This is a genomic window from Synergistaceae bacterium DZ-S4, from assembly GCA_025943965.1.
Lineage (GTDB): Bacteria > Synergistota > Synergistia > Synergistales > Synergistaceae > Caenicola > Caenicola nitritireducens.
The window spans coordinates 67,443-87,397 of record JAPCWD010000009.1 but is presented as its reverse complement, the minus strand read 5'-3'; the positions used below and the strand labels follow the sequence as shown (position 1 = coordinate 87,397).

General features: G+C 50.7%; 17 protein-coding genes. 11 read left to right on the top strand and 6 right to left on the bottom strand.

Translation table 11 applies throughout. The features are described from left to right. The first annotated feature begins 38 nt into the window (after window positions 1-38). The 11 genes from nhaC to OLM33_07210 all read left to right on the top strand — a co-directional run bounded on the left by nhaC (window position 39) and on the right by OLM33_07210 (window position 13,164). The gene (nhaC, locus tag OLM33_07260; GenBank protein MCW1713460.1) at window positions 39-1,586 is read left to right on the top strand and encodes a Na+/H+ antiporter NhaC; all 1,548 of its coding nucleotides are present in this window, start codon (window positions 39-41) and stop codon (window positions 1,584-1,586) included. 117 nt (window positions 1,587-1,703) lie between these two features. Continuing rightward, window positions 1,704-3,053 carry an aminotransferase class III-fold pyridoxal phosphate-dependent enzyme gene (locus OLM33_07255; GenBank protein MCW1713459.1) on the top strand — a complete coding sequence of 450 codons (1,350 nt, stop codon included), beginning with the start codon at window positions 1,704-1,706 and terminating at the stop codon, window positions 3,051-3,053. After that, window positions 3,053-4,672: an ASKHA domain-containing protein gene (locus OLM33_07250; GenBank protein MCW1713458.1), complete on the top strand. Its 1,620-nt coding sequence runs from the start codon at window positions 3,053-3,055 to the stop codon at window positions 4,670-4,672. The genes OLM33_07255 and OLM33_07250 overlap by 1 nt, the downstream gene beginning before the upstream one ends. A 24-nt stretch (window positions 4,673-4,696) precedes the next feature. Further along, window positions 4,697-5,449, top strand: a complete 753-nt coding sequence (locus OLM33_07245; protein ID MCW1713457.1) for a hypothetical protein — start codon at window positions 4,697-4,699, stop codon at window positions 5,447-5,449. Between the two features lie 76 nt (window positions 5,450-5,525). Continuing rightward, complete coding sequence (locus tag OLM33_07240) at window positions 5,526-5,657, top strand: hypothetical protein (GenBank protein MCW1713456.1); 132 nt, start codon at window positions 5,526-5,528, stop codon at window positions 5,655-5,657. Between the two features lie 34 nt (window positions 5,658-5,691). Beyond that, window positions 5,692-6,480: a selenium-dependent molybdenum cofactor biosynthesis protein YqeB gene (gene yqeB, locus OLM33_07235; protein ID MCW1713455.1), complete on the top strand. Its 789-nt coding sequence runs from the start codon at window positions 5,692-5,694 to the stop codon at window positions 6,478-6,480. Window positions 6,481-6,901: 421 nt separating this feature from the next. Next, window positions 6,902-10,630 (top strand): diguanylate cyclase, encoded by a 3,729-nt coding sequence (locus OLM33_07230; GenBank protein MCW1713454.1) that lies wholly within the window; start codon window positions 6,902-6,904, stop codon window positions 10,628-10,630. Between the two features lie 6 nt (window positions 10,631-10,636). Continuing rightward, the gene (locus OLM33_07225; GenBank protein MCW1713453.1) at window positions 10,637-11,095 is read left to right on the top strand and encodes a tryptophan-rich sensory protein; all 459 of its coding nucleotides are present in this window, start codon (window positions 10,637-10,639) and stop codon (window positions 11,093-11,095) included. Window positions 11,096-11,136: 41 nt separating this feature from the next. After that, the gene (locus tag OLM33_07220) at window positions 11,137-11,397 is read left to right on the top strand and encodes a glutaredoxin (protein MCW1713452.1); all 261 of its coding nucleotides are present in this window, start codon (window positions 11,137-11,139) and stop codon (window positions 11,395-11,397) included. A 25-nt stretch (window positions 11,398-11,422) separates the two neighbouring features. Then, complete coding sequence (gene cysK, locus OLM33_07215; GenBank protein ID MCW1713451.1) at window positions 11,423-12,340, top strand: cysteine synthase A; 918 nt, start codon at window positions 11,423-11,425, stop codon at window positions 12,338-12,340. 38 nt (window positions 12,341-12,378) lie between these two features. Then, complete coding sequence (locus OLM33_07210) at window positions 12,379-13,164, top strand: enoyl-CoA hydratase (protein MCW1713450.1); 786 nt, start codon at window positions 12,379-12,381, stop codon at window positions 13,162-13,164. A 474-nt stretch (window positions 13,165-13,638) separates the two neighbouring features. On the opposite strand, the gene purE is transcribed toward OLM33_07210, so the two are convergent. Genes purE through purF form a run of 6 tightly spaced genes read right to left on the bottom strand, consistent with a single transcriptional unit; the run spans window position 13,639 to window position 19,952 of the window. After that, window positions 13,639-14,160 carry a 5-(carboxyamino)imidazole ribonucleotide mutase gene (gene purE / locus OLM33_07205; GenBank protein MCW1713449.1) on the bottom strand — a complete coding sequence of 174 codons (522 nt, stop codon included), beginning with the start codon at window positions 14,158-14,160 and terminating at the stop codon, window positions 13,639-13,641. After that, window positions 14,157-15,440 (bottom strand): phosphoribosylamine--glycine ligase, encoded by a 1,284-nt coding sequence (gene purD, locus OLM33_07200; protein ID MCW1713448.1) that lies wholly within the window; start codon window positions 15,438-15,440, stop codon window positions 14,157-14,159. The genes purE and purD overlap by 4 nt, the downstream gene beginning before the upstream one ends. 12 nt (window positions 15,441-15,452) lie before the next feature. Next, window positions 15,453-16,982, bottom strand: a complete 1,530-nt coding sequence (purH, locus tag OLM33_07195; protein ID MCW1713447.1) for a bifunctional phosphoribosylaminoimidazolecarboxamide formyltransferase/IMP cyclohydrolase — start codon at window positions 16,980-16,982, stop codon at window positions 15,453-15,455. 2 nt (window positions 16,983-16,984) lie between these two features. Beyond that, on the bottom strand, window positions 16,985-17,584 hold the full coding sequence (gene purN, locus OLM33_07190) for a phosphoribosylglycinamide formyltransferase (GenBank protein MCW1713446.1): 600 nt from the start codon (window positions 17,582-17,584) through the stop codon (window positions 16,985-16,987). Continuing rightward, window positions 17,566-18,582: a phosphoribosylformylglycinamidine cyclo-ligase gene (purM, locus tag OLM33_07185; protein MCW1713445.1), complete on the bottom strand. Its 1,017-nt coding sequence runs from the start codon at window positions 18,580-18,582 to the stop codon at window positions 17,566-17,568. Before purM ends, purN begins: the two co-directional genes overlap by 19 nt. Before the next feature lie 2 nt (window positions 18,583-18,584). After that, window positions 18,585-19,952: an amidophosphoribosyltransferase gene (gene purF / locus OLM33_07180; protein MCW1713444.1), complete on the bottom strand. Its 1,368-nt coding sequence runs from the start codon at window positions 19,950-19,952 to the stop codon at window positions 18,585-18,587. Window positions 19,953-19,955 lie beyond the last annotated feature (3 nt).

Here is a 19,955-nt window from a genome sequence, read left to right as displayed (position 1 = left end):
ACAGAAACGATCTTCAAAAAAGAACGGGAGGTAGAAAAATGGAAGGTAGTACGGTAAGAAAACCCAGTGTCGGACTGGCTTTTGTAACATTTGTGGGTATCGCGGGAATTATCAGTTATGGTCTTTTGGGTCTTGGATTGGATGCACATGTACCTATCGCTTTGGCTGCTATTTTCGCAGGACTTATTGGTAAATTTATAGTAGGCGTCTCATGGACGGAAATTTCTACAGCCATAAGCAATGCTATCACCTCTGCAATAGACGCACTGCTTATCCTTATAGCCATTGGTATGCTTGTCGGCTCATGGGTCCAGGCAGGGGTAGTTCCGGGTATGATCTATTACGGATTTGATCTGCTTTCTCCGGGAATATTCCTCCTTGCCACCCTTCTGATCTGTTCGGTAGTATCCCTTGCAACAGGTTCGTCCTGGGGGGTTGGCGGAACAGTCGGAGTCGCGCTTATCGGTATCGCGGCAGGGCTTGGTATCCCGGCACCTCTCACAGCGGGTATCATAATCTCGGGAGCATATTTTGGAGATAAAATGTCTCCCCTGTCGGATACGACGAACCTTGCTCCGGCTGTTTCAGGCTCAAACCTATTTGACCATATACGGGCAATGGTATGGACAACAGGTCCGACATATGTCATCGTTGTCATAATCACGATAGTCCTTGGTTTTGGTTACGCCAACGGTACGGGTGCTTTTGACGCGAGCCGGATAGATGCCTTCCAGGCGATCCTTGCCGCGGAATTTGACATCAACCCCATCTATGCCATAGTCCCGCCGCTAATCGTTCTTGTGCTTGCAATCACCAAATGCCCCGCCCTTCCGAGCATGATGGCGGGAACTGCGGCAGCTTCCGTGCTGGCTATGATCCAGGGGTTCTCTCTTAGCGAAGCCCTTGAGGCGATCCACTATGGTTACCACTCCACAGTAGCGACGAAACTCGCCGAGGCTGGTGCCGGAGACATCACCGCAGCACTGACAGAATACAATATAACAGGTTTTGCGCCTGAGATGGCACACGAAGTTGCTTCTCTGCTGACCGAGCTTCTCAACAGGGGCGGGCTTGACAGTATGATGTGGTCGCTTTCACTGATAATTATTGCGCTTGTGCTTGGCGGAGTCATGGAAAGCTGCCGCTATCTTGAAGTTCTTCTCAACCCACTCCTTTTCAAGGTCCGCAAAGTTGGAGGATTTGTAACTCTGGTCGTCGTTTCATGCTTTGCCAGCAACCTCTTCCTTGGAGACCAGTACCTTGGCATAGTTGTTCCGGGACGTATGTTCAAGACCGCTGTCGAAAGATCGGGACTCTCTCCCAGAATGCTTTCACGCACGCTGGAAGATTCCGGTACGCTGACAGCCGTCCTAATCCCATGGACCGGCTGCGGAGCCTTCCAGGCGGGTGCCCTGGGAGTCCCGACGCTTGCCTACGCACCCTATTGCTTCCTTAACTGGCTCAACCCGCTTGTAGCAATATTGATGACGTATATGGGAATAGGGATCTACTGGGGCAAGAACGGTGAAGACAAGATAGAGAAGCGTACCGACATCAACTTTCACCCAGCTGAACAGAAAGCCTGAGAGATCCCGAGATACCGCTGAACTCTGATCTGTATTTTCAGCAGCGATACTATAAGACATTTCAGGCGAAGTCCGTTAAATCCGGCTTCGCCTGTATTATTGTAATGAGGTGAGCCCATGCGGAGATGCTTGACCGAAAGTTTGAAAACAGTTGCCAGGGATAATGACATTCTTTCTCCATGTTCAAGATCCCCTTATTATCCGTTTGTCATCGGCTCAGGCAGGGGAGCAGTGCTGAAAGATATCGACGGCAATCAATATATAGATTTTTCTGCCTCGGCGGCAGCCCTTAACACCGGGACATGCCACCCGAAAGTTGTCAGTGCCATACAGGAACAGGCAGAAAAACTGCTTTGCTACACAACAGGTTATATGTATGAACCATATTCGGTAGAGCTCGCGGAAAAACTCTCATTCATCGCCCCGGGCAACTTTAAGAAAAAGGTCGCTTACGGACTCTCTGGATCTGATGCGATCGACGGTGCGATAAAGTTTGCCCGCAAATATACGGGCAGGACCAATGTCATATCTTTCCTGACGGCATACCACGGCTGTACCTACGGAGCCCTTTCCGCATCTGCCATATCGCTGAACATGCGAAGGAGTATTGGCCCCATGCTTCCGGGTTTTCACCATTTCGCGTATCCTCAGTGCAAAAATTGCGAATGGAACGAGGTCCCGGAGGATTGTTCACTTAGATGTCTTGAGCAGATCAAAAATGCGTTCAGGCTTTACCTCCCTCCCGAAGAGGTCGCGGCAGTAATATTCGAGCCGATAGGCGGAGACGCCGGCATAATTATTCCGCCCGTCCGCTACGTGAAGGCCCTTGCAGAACTATGCAGCGAAAACGGGATAATTTTTGTCTCAGATGAAGTCCAGCAAGGGATGGGACGGACAGGAAAATGGTTTTCCATCGAACACTTCGGAGTGGTCCCGGATATAATAGCTGCAGCTAAATCTCTTGCTTCCGGTATGCCGCTGAGCGCGCTCATAATGAGGGAAGAAATAGCGGATTCACTCATGGATCCCGGACACTGCTTCACGCTTGCGGCTAACGCCGTGTGCTGCCGGGCTGCCTTGGCGACCATTGCAGTAATAGAGGATGAAGGCCTTATTGACAGAGCGTCGGAGCTTGGTCACAGGATAACAGGAAGACTCGGAGAACTAAAAAAAAGGGTCCCGATATTCGGCGAAACACGTTCGCTTGGCCTGACCATCGGGCAGGACCTCATCAGGGACGACGGATCACCCGACAGGAACGCATGTGCAAAAATTTGTTACAGGGCGTGGGAAAAGGGCCTCATAACAACTTTTCTTGGAGAGAACACAATGCGTATACAACCGCCGCTTGTTATCACCGATGACGAAGCGGAGAGGGGACTTGAAATTTTGGCTGAGGCCGCAGATGATTATATGCAGGGTAAAATAGGGGATGAAGTATTGTCCTTTGCAAGGGGATGGTCTTGATGGAAAATTCGGTGCATACTATTTTATTCCTGCCGGATAACATAAAAGCTGAATCAGAGGCAGGCGAGCTTGTGATCCATGCAGCTGCTGCTGCGGGAGTAAATATATCACGTCACTGCGGAGGTGCCGGCACGTGCGGCAAGTGCAGGGTCTCTGCAATTGACGGAGAAAGGTTCCTCTCACCGCTTACCCTTACGGAAAAGAAACTTCTCAAAAAGGAAGAGATCGATTTCGGTGTGCGGCTTGCCTGCTGCGCAAAAATATCGGGAAGCGGGACACTAAGAGTCATTGATCCTGTCGATGATCCAGGCAGCCGGATACTTGAGGGGACGTCAGGAAGGCCGGTGGCCGACTGGTCTCCCGACAGAAAAGGCCTGGGTGTGGCTGTTGACCTCGGCACGACGACGGTGGTCTGCTATCTTTTGGATCTTGACAGACATAAAGTCATCGGAACCCACTCCTTTCTGAATCCGCAGGTCTCCTACGGTGATGATGTCATATCGAGGATAGCGGCTTCAACATTACAGCCGGGAACCCTTGCCCGTATGCAGGAAATGCTCGTTGAGGAAATGAACAGAGCCTTTTCGGCCCTTACAGAAGAGGCGGGGACCGTTCCGGGGGCGTTGAGTGAGGTCGTAGTCGCAGGCAATACCGTAATGGAGCATATCTTTCTCGGTATATCTCCTGAGAGCATAGGTCACAGCCCCTATTCCCCTCAGTTCAGGACCCATCCTCCGGTCGCAGCTTCAGAGCTTGGCCTCATCATAGCCCCGGACGGGGCTGTTAAATTAATTCCAAACGTTGCCGGCTATGTAGGAGGGGATATCGTAGCAGGGATCGCAGCGCATGCTGTAGATAAGGAAAAGCCTCTGAGATTTTTTGTAGACATAGGAACCAACAACGAACTTGTCATTGGCAGCGAAGAAAGGATGTATTGCTGTGCGACCGCAGCGGGTCCCGCTTTCGAAGGGGCCAGGATAAGTCAGGGGATGAGGGCCTGCAACGGCGCTGTTGAAAAAGTCGCGATGACGGAAGAGGGAGTATCATACGAAGTAATAGGAGGATCTGTTCCCAAAGGCCTTTGCGGATCTGGCCTCATTGATGTTGTGGCTATGCTTCTGAGGGAAGGTGTCATTGACAGCCGGGGAAGGATGCTTACACACGAAGAATGCACTGATGAAAGAATAAAAGACAGACTGAGCTCCGACGATAACAGGATCAACCGCTTCCTGATCACTGACAGCAATGATCCTGTATACCTTACCCAGAAGGATGTCCGTGAAGTACAACTTGCGGTAGGGGCCGTAAAAGTCGGTACCGAGGTAATGATGGAGCAGATGGGCACAACTGTTGACGGGATCGATGAAATACTGCTCGCGGGGGCCTTTGGCAGCAACATCGATATAGCAAGCGCTATCACGGTCGGCCTGCTTCCGAAAGTTGAACGCGAAAAAGTGCGCTTCATCTTCAACTCTTCAGGTCTGGGAGCCTGCATGGCTCTTGCCTCGGCTGATTTTTACCGCGCAACGGAACAAACAATGAGCAGGATGGAGTACATAGAACTATCTTCGCTGAAGGATTTTCAGAAACGTTTTATCAGATCGATGCTGTTTGTATAACGGCTTGTCAGGAGATGAAAAGGTATGAAAAAAATCAGGATATACTTCAATTCTGACCTTGTTGATCCGACGAATGGGATAATTGAGATCGAAGGACCTGAAGCAGCCGTCGATTTTTCCGCCCTTATCGAACATTACAGAACGCTGGGAGAAAACAACCTGAAATACGTGGAAAAATTCATCCCGCTGTGGGAAGAGGAATGGGGGCCTGAGCTGTTTGACCCCAAGGCCCGCGTCCTCCTCATGTCAGGTGAAAATATGAGAAAAAAGTTCGGTGATACCATAGACTACGGTGAAGCTGAGATATCCCTGTCAGCACTTATGGTCTGGACTGTGGGAGAGGCAATAGAGAAAAAAAGCGCAAGCTTAATGTCTCTGAGGGGAGACCTTATGTCCGGCTTTCTGCTTGATGTCGCGGGCTCTATAGCACTCTATGGCATGCACAGGGCCATGCTGGAATGGCTGAGTAAAAAAGTATACCGTGACCACTCAAAATACATATCCGCAGAGGTATATCCCGGCTTCAGGGAGGCCCCCCATGAGATCATGGACAGGATCGAAACGGCAGGCAATACAGAAAAGACGATAGGAGTCAGGGCTTTTGGTAAATCCATGCTCCAGCCGAGAAAGACACAGTGTTCCTTTGTCGGGTTCGGTACAAACGAGATCCTACTGCCGGCATCCGTACGGCCCTGCATGCCATGTTCAGGCAGGAAGTGCCTCTACTACCAGCTTGGAGGATGCCATATGGACGTGCTTAAGGACAGGCCTGTATAAGGAAACATACCGAGTCACTACAGAGCTTTCTTAGTTGCTTATCTGGGTCCGGACAAGCAACAACATTTGCGAAGCCATGCCTATCCTATCGCCGGACGAAAGAAAGAGCTGTTTCTGTGAGGTGGAAAAAGGCTTCACACCGGAACAGGTGGAGAAAGAAGCCGGCAGATGCCTCAGGTGCGACGTATTAAAAATAAGCATACTCTAGTGGCAGTCTTGATCTCTGTGGGGGGGATATTTCAATGACGCGCGAAAAACTTGCAATAGTCAGAGGCGGCGGAGATCTGGCAACAGGAATAATTTACAGACTCTGGAAAGCGGGTTATGCGGTACTTTCTCTGGAGACAGAGACACCTCTGGTCGTCAGGAGAACAGTATCTGTGGCCTCTGCTGTATTTGACGGATCGACAGTCATTGAAGACATGGAAGCGGTCAGGATAGATTCTCTGAAAGACTTTTCTTTTGACAGAGGCAGAATATCGGTACTGGTCGACCCGGAAGGGTCATCTATCGGCATACTGAAGCCGGACCTCGTCGTTGATGCCATTATGGCTAAAAAAAATCTTGGGACTGACAAGGGCATGGCGCCTCTGGTCATAGGGATAGGTCCCGGATTTTCAGCCCCGGAAGATGTACACGCGGTAATAGAGACAAAACGGGGGCATTACCTGGGAAGAGTCATAAGGAAGGGTTCGGCCATACCCAACACCGGAGTTCCCGGTCTGATCAGGGGTTACACAGTTGAGAGGCTTCTGAGGTCGCCTGCCGAAGGATATGTTGTGCTTGTAAAACAGATAGGTGACACAGTTATGCCGGGCGATGCTGTTGCATATGTTAAGGGCCTGCCGGTCTGTTCTCAGATCGAAGGAATAGTGAGGGGACTGATCCATCCTTCTGTAAAAGTCAGCAAGGGGCTGAAGATCGGAGACATTGACCCGAGAGGCGAGAGGGAGCATTGCTTCAGCATTACTGATAAGGCTCTTGCGATAGCCGGTGGGGTTCTGGAAGTGATAATGAGTTCTCCTAAATAGCAGCCTTCGTTCAAGGATCGGTTTGTTCCCTTAGGTCTCAAGAAAAAAGTAATTTACTATTTGGCAGCACCTGACCGATAAAGTTAGTGCTGCCAAAATTTTAATGACGGCACTAAAAGTTCATTGCTTTCAAACATTCTAATGTTGAAATTTAAAATCAATAGCAAAATAATATCTGGATTTAGTTTGATGCGAGCATGCTCATTCTGATCTTGTTGAAATTAGATTATGTAATTACAACAAAAAGATTTATAATACAAATTGTAACTGTTTCAGCTTTCGGTTTTTTGCAAAGCAGGCTTCCTGTAATGCGCGTTATTTCAAATTTTATATAAGTGTCAGATGTTGAGCGTTTGAGTAATATCTCAGGGGCTCGTTTTTGTGTACTCTCTGTGCAAAAATCCGGGAGGAGGTCTGAGTGGTGGATAAGAAAGAGTCACAGGACAGAAAAACGATAGTCTCCGCAGCAATGGCTGCCGCCTTTATATTTATCGTCTCTTCACTGGTGTTTATGAACAGTACCTATGATCAGGTCAAAGCAGAAATACTTGCCTCTATCCGCGATGTCGAAAAAAGAAACATTGCGCTGCTAAGGCAGAATCTTCTCATAAACAGGGATTTTGTCACCAGTATATCAATGACGCTGGGCAGGCTTACCCCCGAGCTCAACTCCCCCGAGGCTATCAGGTTTATCAGGGAGCAGAACCGTTTTACAGGTTTTGGCGCGCTCTACCTCATAAACAGGGATGGAAACATGTATTTTGGCAACCCCTTAAACAAAGGGGAACAGGAATACTTCAAAGGAATAATGTCAAAGAACCAGATCCATTCCAACATAAGGATCTCAGGATCCGGAAAGGGCGGATATCTGACGATCAACTCGGTGATAATAAACGACAGTAAAGCGATCGGAGTCCTCTCTGCAAGATTCTATCAGGACAAGCTCAACGAGTTGGTCACTTTCGACATCTTTGGGCAGGGCGGTTACTGTTACCTGCTTTCAAAAGACGGAGCAATAATAGCCAGGTCTGACAATCCGAAGGTCAACATGGACGCAGTTGCGCTTCCCGACCTCTTTTCTTCATCCTCCGGAGGTGAAGATGGAAGCAAATACTGTGCGACTATCGCCGGAGCTATGCAGAAAGGCCTCTCAGGCGAGATTATATATCCCACCAAAGGCGGGAATAAAGTGGTCAGCTATATACCGGTAGGAACGGCTGACCTTTACCTTCTCACCTCCGTTCCTGAAAATGTCGTCTTTGCCGCTGCCTCGGGTGATTTTTTCAAAGGGATCTTATTCGTTATGGTCTCTTTGGCCATCTTCGGATCATTTATGCTCTTCTTTTTCAGGACGATCAGGAAAAATTCTGAGATCATAAAAAGTACAAACAGGGAACTCTCTCTGATCTATGAAAGCATGCCGGGCGGGATAGTCCGCTATGTCCGTGAGGATCAGAAGTGGAGGATAAAATCTGCAAATGAAGGTTTTTACAGGCTTATAGGCTGTTCAAAAGAGGAGTTTGAAAGAAATTACGGGGGCAATATTTTCAAGATACTCTCGGAACCGATGCCGCGCGAGGCAAGGGAGGAATTCTGGTCCAAGATCGACAATGAGGAACTCTTCGAGACTGAACTGAAGCTGAACAGCGGCAGCGGGGACCCCAAGTGGGTCTGCATGAACATAGACTATATCAGGAATGAAGACGAGACCAGGGAAGTTGTGGCGATATTTTCAGACATAACAGGGATCAAGGCGGCAGACAGAGAACTCTATGTAAACAAGGAACAGTTCGATATAGTAAAGAGACTTACTAATGTCATATTCTTTGAATGGGACACAGAGACAGGCACTATTTCTCACTCTTCCAACTTCCTTGATTTCTTTGATCCTCTCGACAGTTATGAAAATTTTCCTTATAGCCTGAAAGGTTACGGGGCATTTTCACAGGAAGACGCTGAAGGCCTGATCACCCTGTTTGAAGAGTTCAGAGAGGGACTTACGGAGAGCGATGCGGAAGTCAAAGCGGTCAACAGGCATGGGGATTCACGATGGTATAAGGTCTCTATGTCTGCAATATTTGATGGCTCAGGCCGGCCTCTTAAGGTAGTCGGGATCCTCTCTGACATTGACGAACAGAAGCGGAAGCTTCAGACTGCGGAAGAGAGTGCCATGAAAGATCCTCTCACACAGCTCTACAATAAGGTTTCCACAAAAGCTCTTATTGAGGAATATATCAGTGCAAATCAGAACCAGGGAGCATTCATGATGCTCGACATCGACAATTTCAAGCGCGTGAACGATACACTGGGGCATCTATATGGAGATGCAGTGCTGAGTGAACTGGCGCATACCCTTAAGTCCCTTTTCAGGGATACGGACATAATAGGCAGGGTCGGAGGAGATGAGTTCGTGGTTTTCATGACGAACATAAATGAGCTTGCTGTGATCCGGACCAAGGCGGAAAGGATACTCAGTGCCTTTAAGCGCCCCTTCAGAACAGAAAATGCAGAACAGGGAATTTCCTGCAGCATAGGTGTATCAATATACCCCGGGCACGGCAGCACTTACGATGAACTGATGCAGAAGGCTGACAGTTCCCTTTACTTCTCGAAGAGCAGCGGCAAGGATCAGTGTACCCTGTACGCAGATGATGTCCAAAGCTGCGGTCTCTTTGCACTTGGCGAGGCAAGGGGCACGACTGAGATAGCAGTCCCTCACGGATTCGTTCAGAAGAACTTCAGAGAAAACGTAGCTGAGTACATCCTCAAGCTCTTTTATCAGTACGACGATGTTGATACCGCAGTGCCCATACTCCTTGAATTCGTCGGACACTCATTCAAGATGGGGCGCATGGACGTATCTGTCTTCTCTGATGACGATACCTACTACGAGATCCTGTACGAATGGTGTGACGATGGTGTTTCTCCGCTGAAGGAAGAAGGAAAGAGATTCCCTGCGGATGAGTGGTCCTCGATAAAGGCTCAGCTCGATGAGAACGACATACTGCTCTGTGAGGATGCGGATATTGGCATCCCTGATTGCCTTGAGAACGACCACATGAAGGTACGCGGCGTCAAGTCTACGATGCTGTGTTATATAGTTGAAAAAGGCAAGAGGAAGGCTGTCCTTGCCTTTGAATATTTAAAGGAGAAGCATCTCTTCACCAGAGAGGAAAAGGATACCATCAGGACAATATCGGACACCATAAGCCTATTTGTCCTCAGGGCAAGGGAGCGTGCCCTTTACAATGAAAAAGTATCTCAGATGAAAAACTGGGAAATTGTGCTCGACGAGACAGATGACGTAGTCTATGTAAGTGACGCTGAAAATTATGACCTGCTCTACCTGAACAAAGCAGGAAGAGAGCTGCCCTGGATCGTCGGAAGGGACTTCAGGTGCCGGAAGTGTCATGAGTTCTTCTTCGGGACGGATAAGCCCTGTTCTTTTTGTACTATGGACCTGCTCTCAAAGGATAAGTATTACATCTGGGAGCGGACAGACCAAAACTCCGGGAACCATTACATGCTTAAGGACAAACTTATTGACTGGAACGGTAGGCTTGCCAGGATAGAATGGGCTATCAACCTCACAGAAAAAGAGCAGCAGCAGAAGATACTCTCTTCGAGGCTAAAGATCGAAAAGGCGCTTCTGGAGGGGATCGGCGAGATGGCTTATGCAACAGACCTCGAAGAGTCGATGAACGTTATCCTCAGGCGCGTAGCTGAGCTTTACAAAGCCGACAGGAGCTATATGATGAGGATCAACGATGACGGGCGCACGATAAGCATGACCAACGAGTGGCTTGCGGAAGGAGTTGCACCCGCAATAGGCAACCTTCAGCATTTTCCGCTGTACAGGTCACCCCTGTGGCAAAAAGCATTCACGAAACAGGAAACAGTCTTCCTAAAGGATATTTCTGAGTTCAGGGAGACCTATCCTGAAGAGTACGAAAGGCTCGCGGTCCAGGGGATAGAGGAGATGTATGCCATACCGATAACGATAAAAGGAAAATTTTGGGGATTTCTCGGAGTCGATACACCCAGAAGATACAAGGGAGACATGTATGTCCTTGAATCCGTGGCATACTTTGTCGCGGACGAAATAAGCAAGAGGCGTCTCATAGAGTCGTCGGAGGGGAAAGGTGAATAAATCAGGATGAAGAGGGTATTCCGTTCCCTTTTATTCTGGGAGGGTCTTTCGTTTGCTGTTGCATTTATCGGCGGCAGGGCTATGAACGAGAGCTCCATGCTCTGGTACAGTGAACTGTCAAGATCATCTCTGACGCCTCCCAATATAGCCTTTCCGATAGTCTGGACGTTCCTTTATGCGCTGATGGGATATTCCGCGTACAGGGTCGTGAACAGAGCCAGTGCCGGTGTGCTGATACCCTATTTTGTCCAGCTTATCCTCAACCTGACCTGGAGCTGGGTATTTTTTTACTTCATGGAAACTAACGCAGGCCTGGTCAATTTATTCCTTCTGATCTTCGCCGTGCTTTGGACTGCCGCGGTCTTCAACAGACATGACAGGCTTGCTGCGGTGCTTCTCATACCATACATCCTGTGGGGATGTTTTGCCTTCTGGCTCAATTTATACATAGTCATACACAACTGACCGACAAATTATTTTTTAAACGCAGACAAGGAGGTCTCGCAATGAAAGAGATAAAGATGTTCATGTTTGAAAGCTGTCCGCACTGTGCAAAGGCGAGGAAGATAATATCGTCGCTTCTTGACTCCAACCCGGAATACAAAAAAATACCGTTTGTGATGATCGACGAAAAATTGCAGCCGGAAGAGGCAGAGAAGTGTGATTACTTCTACGTGCCATGCTTTTTTGTAGGAGACGAAAAGGTACATGAGGGAACAGTGGACGAAGAGAAGGTAAGGGCTGTCTTTGAAAAAGCAGCTGAATGACCGGGTCTGTGCAGGAGTGGTGAAAATGAAAGTTGACGATGTAGAAATATTGAAACTGATAGGCAACACTCCGCTCTATAAACTCAAGACAGAGACCGGGGGGGCTGGTGTCTGGATAAAACTGGAAGGTTCCAACCCAGGAGGATCGATAAAGGACAGGGCAGTGTGGGGAATGCTCAAAAGAGCTGAGCTCAGAGGCGACCTGAAGAGCGATACGGTCCTTGTGGAGCCGACAAGCGGCAATACAGGCATAGGACTTGCGCTGCTTGGAAGGGCTATGGGACTCAGGGTCGTTCTCACAATGCCTGAATCCATGTCGGTAGAGAGAAGAACGATATTATCCTCCTTCGGGGCGGAACTGCTCCTTACCCCTGCATCCATGGGAATGCAGGGGGCGGTCGATGCCGCATGCGAGTTCCTCTCAAAAGAGAAGAATGCGCTTATGCTGGACCAATTCTCAAACGAGGGCAATCCTTGGGCACATGAGATGACGACCGGCCCTGAGATCATGAGACAGATTCCAAAAAACAAAAAAATCGCTGCTTTTGTGGCCGGGTTTGGAACAGGCGGTACGGTAAGCGGTGTGGGGAAAGTCCTTCGAAGGGAATTTCCCGATGTCAGAATAATTGCTGTTGAACCACTTTCGAGCCCGCTTCTCACGGAAGGAAGGGCAGGTCCCCACAAGGTTCAGGGGATAGGGGCCAACTTTGTGCCAAAAAATCTCGACAGGAGCGTGGTCACAGCCTATGAAAGGGCAAGTGACGAAGACGCCCTCAGGACAGCAAAGTGGCTGGCATCCGAAGAGGGGCTTTTCAGCGGGATATCAACGGGTGCAAACGTATGGGCGGCGCTGCAGGAGGCAAAAAAACTGCCGAAGGAGAGCATCGTGGTCACGGTCCAGCCCGACAGAGGAGACAAGTATCTGAGTATTTTTTCGGCATAGGAGTCAGGGACCGATCCACACTGCCGGGGAGGAATGAGATGTCAGGGTACGATAAGATAGAAATTATAAAAGATTCGAATGTCGCTGTGATAAGGCTGAATTCACCCGCGACGATGAACGCCCTTGAAAGCCGACTCTTTGAGGAACTCTGCGAGGCGACAGCAGATGTTGAGCGGGACAGTTCCGTCAGGGCTGTAGTGCTTACAGGCACCGGGAGGGCCTTCTGTGCGGGCGGCGACCTGAAGAGGTTTTCAGAGGGATTTGATGCCAACGAAGGGTATCTATACATGAAAAGGTTTGCCCCGTGGGTGAAGCAGTTTGCGGGGATGTGCAAGCCCACCATTGCAGCGGTCAATGGCTACGCTGTAGGAGCAGGTTTCTGCATAGCACTCCACGCGGACATGATAATCGCTTCTGAAGATGCGAAGTTCGGAATGGCATTTGCAAATGTGGGTCTTATCCCCGACCTCGGAGGGCTTTATGCCCTTCCGAGACTGGTAGGACTTCAAAAGGCAAAGGAACTGGTCTTGACCGGACGGAACATCAGCGCCGGGGAGGCGAAAGATATCGGCATAGTCAACATGACATTCCCCGCTGGGAGCTTATATGAAGAGGTCATGAAGGTTGCGGAAAAAATCGCTCAGGGACCTCCCATAGCTCACAGGCTGGCAAAAGCGCTGATCAACGGCTCAGACGCAATGACGCTGGATCAGCTGATGGAGCAGGAAGCCCTCCTCCAGGCACAGTGCATACAGACCGAGGATCACAAAAACGCAGTCGATGCATTTTTCAAAAAGGAAAAGCCGGTGTTTAAGGGGAGATGAAAGAGGCCGGGAATTTGCAGCCTTTGGCTGCGGAGAATTCGCGTCCTTCGGCCGCTGGAGAATTTGCTCGCTTCGCATCGCGGAGAATTTGCCGGAAGACCCCCCGGCGGTTAATGAAAGTCTTTTATATCGTCGTCCCCGAGTGCTTGAATCGGGGACCATGCGGCTCTAGATACTTGCTATTACTATTCTTTTGAACCTAAACAAAAAGCACCATCGTTTCCGATGAGATCATTCCGGAAAGATGGTGCTTTTGAATCTCCGCGGCCTTTGGCCGTAATTCTCCGCGATGCAAAGCGAGCAAATTCTCCGCAGCGTTTCTCAGCTGCAAATTCTCCAGCGGCCGAAGGACGCGAATTCCCCGGCGGATGCAGTCTCCTTCAGCTTTTAACAATTGCTTCGCCACTGCTTCACAATTGCTTCACAGCGATCGGATATCGCTGCTTCACGACTTTTAAGACGGCTCAGCCGTCTTTAAAGTCTATAGGCCACCTCGGGCGCCGCAGGCAGGTTTGCAAGCTCAGTGCGGCTCTCAGCGACAGCGGACGCTCTCTTCTTTGACCACTCTTCAAGTCTTTTCGACAGGTCTGTGTCATTGATGGCTATTATCCTTGCCGCCATCAGGCACGCGTTCAGTGAGGCGTTGAGGCCTACTGAGCCTACGGGGATTCCGGGAGGCATCTGTGTAACTGAGAGCAGTGCGTCAAGCCCGTCGAGCGCTCCGCCTTTGACAGGTACGCCAATGACCGGGAGAGTCGTAGCGGCTGCCACGACTCCGGGCAGGGCGGCAGAAAGGCCGGCCGCAGCGATAATGACCTTTATCCCTCTTTGGGGGGCATTTGCAGCATATCCCTCCACGTCTCGCGGAGTCCTGTGAGCGGAGGCTATCGCAACTTCATAGGGGATCCCGAGTTCATCGAGTACCTTGACACCCTTTTCTATCACAGGGATGTCCGATGCCGATCCCATTATTATTCCGACCACGGGTGTCGTCACTGTTTATCCTCACCTTTCAAAGATTTGTCTCCGATATCCTTCCTGTAGTGCGCGTCCCTGAAGTAGACGGTCTTTACACGCCTGTATGCAAGTTCTTTTGCTTCCTTTAGAGTGGGAGCCATTCCTACAACGGTGAGAACCCTTCCTCCGGATGTGACTAGGGTGCCTGTGTTGTCATGTGCCGTTCCGGCGTGGTAGATGTAGGTGTCATGGACTTCCTCGTCGCGTATCACTATCTCATATCCTGTCTGGTACTTGTCCGGGTATCCTCCCGAAGCCATGACCACCCCAAGAGCGACACGTTCGGGGGCGGGCCATTCTGCCTTCGACAGGTCGCCTTTGCAGCATGCAAAGATCGCCTCCCCGAAATCCCCCCCAAAGACAGGAAGTACGACCTGTGCTTCAGGGTCTCCCAGCCTTACGTTGTATTCCAAAACAGAGAGCGATCCGTCGGGTTTTATCATGATGCCCGCGTAGATGACCCCGCAGAATGGTATACCCTCCTTCTTCAGTCCCTCCAGAGTGGGCATGAGGACGATATCTTCAACCTTTTTTAAAAAAGCATTGTCCACCCAGGGAACAGGGGAATAGGCTCCCATCCCGCCTGTGTTGTTGCCTTTGTCTCCGTCAAGCGCGCGCTTGTGGTCCTGGCTGGAAGGGAGGATCCTGACTGTTTCCCCGTCAGTTATAGCGAGGATCGTCATCTCCTGTCCTTCGACAAAGTCCTCAACTATTATGTTTTTGCCGGCCGAGCCGAGTATCATATCGTCCAGCATCATACTGCAGACTGTCATTGCCTCTTCTTTTGTATCAAGGAGGAATGCACCTTTGCCGGAAGCCAGCCCGTCAGCCTTTACGACGTATGGGGCAGATCTTCTGTCGACAGCAGCCCCGCACTCCTCTATCGTCTGGCAGCATTCGAAAGAAGATGTAGGTATCCCGTGCTTCTTCATGAAATTTTTTGAAAATATCTTGCTTCCCTCAAGCTGTGCTCCAAGTTTTCCGGGACCCATGACAAGTATGCCCGCAGCTCTGAGCGCATCGGCTGTACCCGCTACAAGGGGGGCTTCAGGTCCGATGAATACCAGGTCTATGTCAAGCCTTTTGCATAGTGCCGTCATCTGGAAGGGATCGGACGGATTTCCCGCATGGCAGGCCGCCAGTTTGGATATTCCCGGGTTTCCCGGACAGCAGTGGAGTTTTGTGACTACCTTGGATTTTGAAAAAGCGTGGACGATGGCATGTTCACGGCCGCCGCCCCCGAGGACCATTATTCTCATAAATGTCCCTCCTTAGTGCCTGAACGTCCGGCCGCTGCCGACGAACATGCTTATTCCAAGCTCTTCAGCCCGATCGAATATCTCTTTGTCCTTTATGGAACCTCCCGGCTGTATCACTGCGCTGACTTCCTCTCTTGCGGCAAGTTCTACGGTGTCGGGGAAGGGGAAGAATGCGTCTGATGCAAGCACTGCCCCTTTTGCCTTTTCACATGCAAGCTTCAGCGCATACTCTGCCGCGTCCACCCTGTTGGTGAAGCCTCCGCCGATCCCTACCGCGGCTCCGTTCTTTACGAGGACGATAGCGTTGCTCTTTGTTATCGCAGCGGTCTTCCAGGCAAAGATAAGGTCATCCCAGAGGTCAGGTCTTGCCTTGCCGATCCACTTGCCTTCATTCATTTTGGGAAGAGGTGGGAGCATGTCTTCCTGGACAAGGTAACCGCAGCGATTCCCCGTCATCTGAAGCTTTGGGGCATATCCCGGAGTTATTGTAAGGACACGCAGATTGGGCTTCTTGTCCCTGAAAAATTCAACGACTCCCTCCGCGTATGAGGGGGCGGCGACTATCTCAAAGAAGGTCTCGGTAATGACCTTCGCAGTCGCCATGTCCACACATCTTGTCATTCCGATGATGCCGCCGAATGCTGAGATCGGGTCGCACTCCAACGCCTTCCTGAATGCATCGAGCGGGGTCCTGCCATGTGCCGTTCCGCATGGAGTCGTGTGCTTGACTATGGTGCATGCGCATTGGTCCTGAAATACGGAACAACCTCTCAGAAGCGTGTCAAGGTCGAGTAGGTTGTTGTATGAGAGCTCCTTGCCTGAGTGCTGCTCAAACGGCTGTTTTTCAAGCGGGGGCAGGAAGAGGGCAGCCTTCTGGTGAGGGTTCTCCCCGTATCTCAGATCCTGCACTTTCCGTAAAGGAAGTATCTTGTCTTCTCCCGCCTCTTCAGCAGTTCCTGTCTCGGAGCAAAGCCCCTTGTATATAGTGGCGTCATATGATGCTGTAAGGCGGAAGGCCTTCAGCGCCAGCTTCTGTTTGAATTCAAGGGGAAATTCCTGCCTCTTCTCAAGTTCTTCGAGGACGCTTCCGTAATCTGCAATGTCAGTCACGACTGCAACGTGGTAGTAGTTTTTTGCAGCCGCTCTAATGAGCGAGACTCCTCCGATGTCGATCTTCTCAATAAGCTGGTCAAGGTCGGCTCCCTTTTCGGCCGTCTCTTCGAAGGGATAGAGCGTGCAGACCACAACGTCGATAAGCGGGATCGAAAACTTTTTCCTGTCTTCATCGTCCTGTGCCAATCCTCTTCTTGCAAGGATCCCACCCATGACAGCCGGATGCAGGGTTTTCACCCTGCCGCCAAGGATCGCGGGAAGTCCTGTCATGTCAACAACTTCCGTAACCTTAAGCCCGCCCTCTTCAAGATGTTTTGCAGTTCCTGAGCTGGAAACTATTTCGTATCCGTGGGCAGCCAGGCCCTTTGCCAATTCGAGCACGCCCGTCTTGTCCCAGACAGAGATGAGCGCTTTTCTGGTCTCCATCATCACTATTCCTCCCGCTCTTCAATTGATATAGGATTTTCTTCAAAGTGTTTTTTCAGGGTCTCACTGTATATCCTGTGTTCGACCCTGTGAATTTTCTCTTCAAGCATCTCGATCGTATCATCAGGAAGGATGTCTACCCGTTCCTGTGCAAGTATCCTGCCGTGGTCGACCTCTTCATCGACTACATGGACTGTGACACCGGTATGGCCGGCCTTAGCCTCCCATGCGTCGCGGATGCCGTGTGCCCCGGGAAAAGCAGGCAGCAGCGCGGGATGGATGTTTATTATCCTGTCAGGGAACCTCTTCACGAATGCGGGCGACAAAATTTTCATAAAACCGGCAAGTATTATCCAGTCTGTCTTCGTCTCTTCGACAGCCTTTGCTATAGCCTCCTCCGCAGAATTCCTGCCGTCCCTCTTGTAAAAAAACACACGGGTGGGCGCCCCAAGCGCTGCCGCGGTCCCCAGTCCCCTTGCGTTTATGTTGTCGCTTCCGACGAATGAGACCTCCGCCGGAAGTTCACCTGTGATGCATGCCTTGAGGATGACTTCCATGTTTGATCCTGTACCTGAGATAAGGATCGCTATGCGCGGGAGGCACACTTAACTACCCTTCCTATCTTCACAGGGCTTTCGCCTAATTCGGAAAGAGCGCCTTCGATAAGACGTACCTCTTGCGGGTCGACGATAAATACATATCCGATACCGAGGTTGAAGACTTTCCTCATTTCATCCTCTTCTATCCCAGCGCTCTGGATAAGACCGAAAATTTTAGGGCGTTCCCATGAGCTGAAGTCGATATCTATGTCGAGTCCTTTGGGGATCACCCTTATCACATTCCCGTACATGCCCCCGCCGGTTATGTGAGCCATTGCGTGTATAGTCCCGGTGTCGACAGCTGCCAGAGCAGGCTTTACATAAAGCCTGGTCGGTTTCATGACTGCTTCGGCGATCGTCTCGCCCCAGCCTTCCGGAACCGTGTCAAGGCCGGCGGCCAGACCGTCTTTGCCAAGTGCCTTCCTGACAAGGCTGTAGCCGTTGCTGTGGGCTCCGGAGCTTCTGAGTCCCAGAAGCACGTCGCCCTCTTTAACATTTTTCCCGTCAATAATTTTGTCCTCGTCGATCATGCCTACGGCAAAACCTGCGAGATCAAATCCCTTTTCACCGTAAACATCGGGCATCTCTGCCGTCTCCCCGCCGAGCAGTGCGCACATGCTTTCATCGCAGGCGTCGAGTATGCCCTCTAGGATCTCACCGAATATCCCTGCGTCCAGCTTTCCGCATGAGGCGTAATCCAGGAAGAAGAGGGGCCTTGCGCCTCCTGTGACGAGGTCGTTGACGTTCATGGCTACAAGATCCTGACCCAGGCCGCGGTATATGCCGGTCTCCTTTGCAAGTTCGAGTTTGGTGCCTACTCCGTCACAGCATGCGGCAATGCATTTTCCTCCGCCTATCCTGTAGAGTCCCGCAAAGCCTCCCACGCCGCCTACGCAGTTTGGGTCTTTGGGGCGTTGCTTCAGCATTTCCTTTATTGTCTCGACCCATAGGTCGCCGGCCTCTATGCTGACGCCTGCCTTTTCGTAAGTGAGGTTTTTATCCAAGATCACACACCCGCTTTCAGATCGGTCTCGTCAAGATATTTGCCCGTGAAACAGGCCGTGCATATCTGATCATCCGGAAGGCCTATGGCCTTTGTAAGATTATCTTCGCTCAGGTATTCAAGTGAGTCCGCCCCGACCTTTCTGCAGAGTTCGGGAATAGTCATCCTGACAGCCGCAAGGGTCTCTTCCTTTCTGGTGTCGATCCCGTACATGCATGGGTGAAGAACGGGAGGGGAGGCTATTCTGAGATGTACCTCGGATGCGCCTGAGTCTCTTATCATCGAGACTACCCTCTCTGCAGTGGTCCCTCTGACGATCGAATCATCGATCACGACTGCTTTCTTTTTGTCGAAAACTTCCGATATCGGATTCAGTTTTATTTTAACACCGAGTTCGCGGACTTTCTGTGTAGGCCGGATGAACGTCCTTCCCACATATCGGTTCCTGACGACTCCCATTTCAAACGGGATCCCGGATCTTTCGGCGTAACCCACAGCCGCTATTGTGCCGCTGTCAGGCATGCCTGCGGTTATCTCGGCAGCGGTACATGGCGCCTGTTCAGCAAGAAGCCTTCCCATCTCTTTGCGTGCCTCATAAACGGACCTTCCGTCAATTATGCTGTCGGGCCGGGCAGTGTAAACGTACTCGAAAGAACATCTCATGCCGCGGCAGCACTCATGGTTAAGCCGGAGGTTCCTTATGCCTCTCTCGTCGATAACAGCTATCTCACCGGGTTCTACGTCGCGGATGAGTTTTGCCCCGACGATGTCAAGTGCGCATGATTCAGATGCCGCATAGTAATTGCCGTCCCTTTCCCCGATCACAAGAGGCTTGAACCCCCATGGGTCGCGGGCTGCAACCAGTGTGCCGTTGATAAGTACAATAACAGCATATGACCCTTTAATTTTTCTGAGGGAGTCAATAAATGCATCCAGCGGCTGCATGTGTGATTTGTGCGCCATCAGGTGGATGATGGCCTCCGAATCAGTTGATGACTGGAAGATGGCCCCCTGTTTTTCAAGCTGCGATGTAAGTTCCTTAAGGTTGGTAATTAGGCCGTCATGTGCAACAGCGACCGTGCCCCTTGCATAATTTGCACCTACCGGGAGAACATTGTGGAGCTGGGAACCGGGCAGCGGGGTATAACGAACATGACCTATCGCGCAAGGCGCGTTTTTCTCAGTGAGGCACTTCTGTTCTATAGCATTGTGAAGCAGTCCCATGCCCTTTGCGGCTTCGATCCGTCCGCCTTCGCTCCATGCAATGCCGGCGCACTCCTGTCCCCTGTGCTGGAGGGCGTATAATCCGAGGTAAACTTCCTCCAGTACGGACCTGCCTGATTTGCTGTAAGCCCCGAATATCCCGCTCATTAT

Coding starts and splice junctions, on each gene's coding strand:
- nhaC (MCW1713460.1), top strand. CDS start 39: ATGGAAGGTAGTACGGTAAGAAAACCCAGTGTCGGACTGGCTTTTGTA.
- OLM33_07255 (MCW1713459.1), top strand. CDS start 1,704: ATGCGGAGATGCTTGACCGAAAGTTTGAAAACAGTTGCCAGGGATAAT.
- OLM33_07250 (MCW1713458.1), top strand. CDS start 3,053: ATGGAAAATTCGGTGCATACTATTTTATTCCTGCCGGATAACATAAAA.
- OLM33_07245 (MCW1713457.1), top strand. CDS start 4,697: ATGAAAAAAATCAGGATATACTTCAATTCTGACCTTGTTGATCCGACG.
- OLM33_07240 (MCW1713456.1), top strand. CDS start 5,526: ATGCCTATCCTATCGCCGGACGAAAGAAAGAGCTGTTTCTGTGAGGTG.
- yqeB (MCW1713455.1), top strand. CDS start 5,692: ATGACGCGCGAAAAACTTGCAATAGTCAGAGGCGGCGGAGATCTGGCA.
- OLM33_07225 (MCW1713453.1), top strand. CDS start 10,637: ATGAAGAGGGTATTCCGTTCCCTTTTATTCTGGGAGGGTCTTTCGTTT.
- OLM33_07220 (MCW1713452.1), top strand. CDS start 11,137: ATGAAAGAGATAAAGATGTTCATGTTTGAAAGCTGTCCGCACTGTGCA.
- cysK (MCW1713451.1), top strand. CDS start 11,423: ATGAAAGTTGACGATGTAGAAATATTGAAACTGATAGGCAACACTCCG.
- OLM33_07210 (MCW1713450.1), top strand. CDS start 12,379: ATGTCAGGGTACGATAAGATAGAAATTATAAAAGATTCGAATGTCGCT.
- purD (MCW1713448.1), bottom strand. CDS start 15,440: ATGAGAATAATGGTCCTCGGGGGCGGCGGCCGTGAACATGCCATCGTC.
- purH (MCW1713447.1), bottom strand. CDS start 16,982: ATGATGGAGACCAGAAAAGCGCTCATCTCTGTCTGGGACAAGACGGGC.
- purF (MCW1713444.1), bottom strand. CDS start 19,952: ATGAGCGGGATATTCGGGGCTTACAGCAAATCAGGCAGGTCCGTACTG.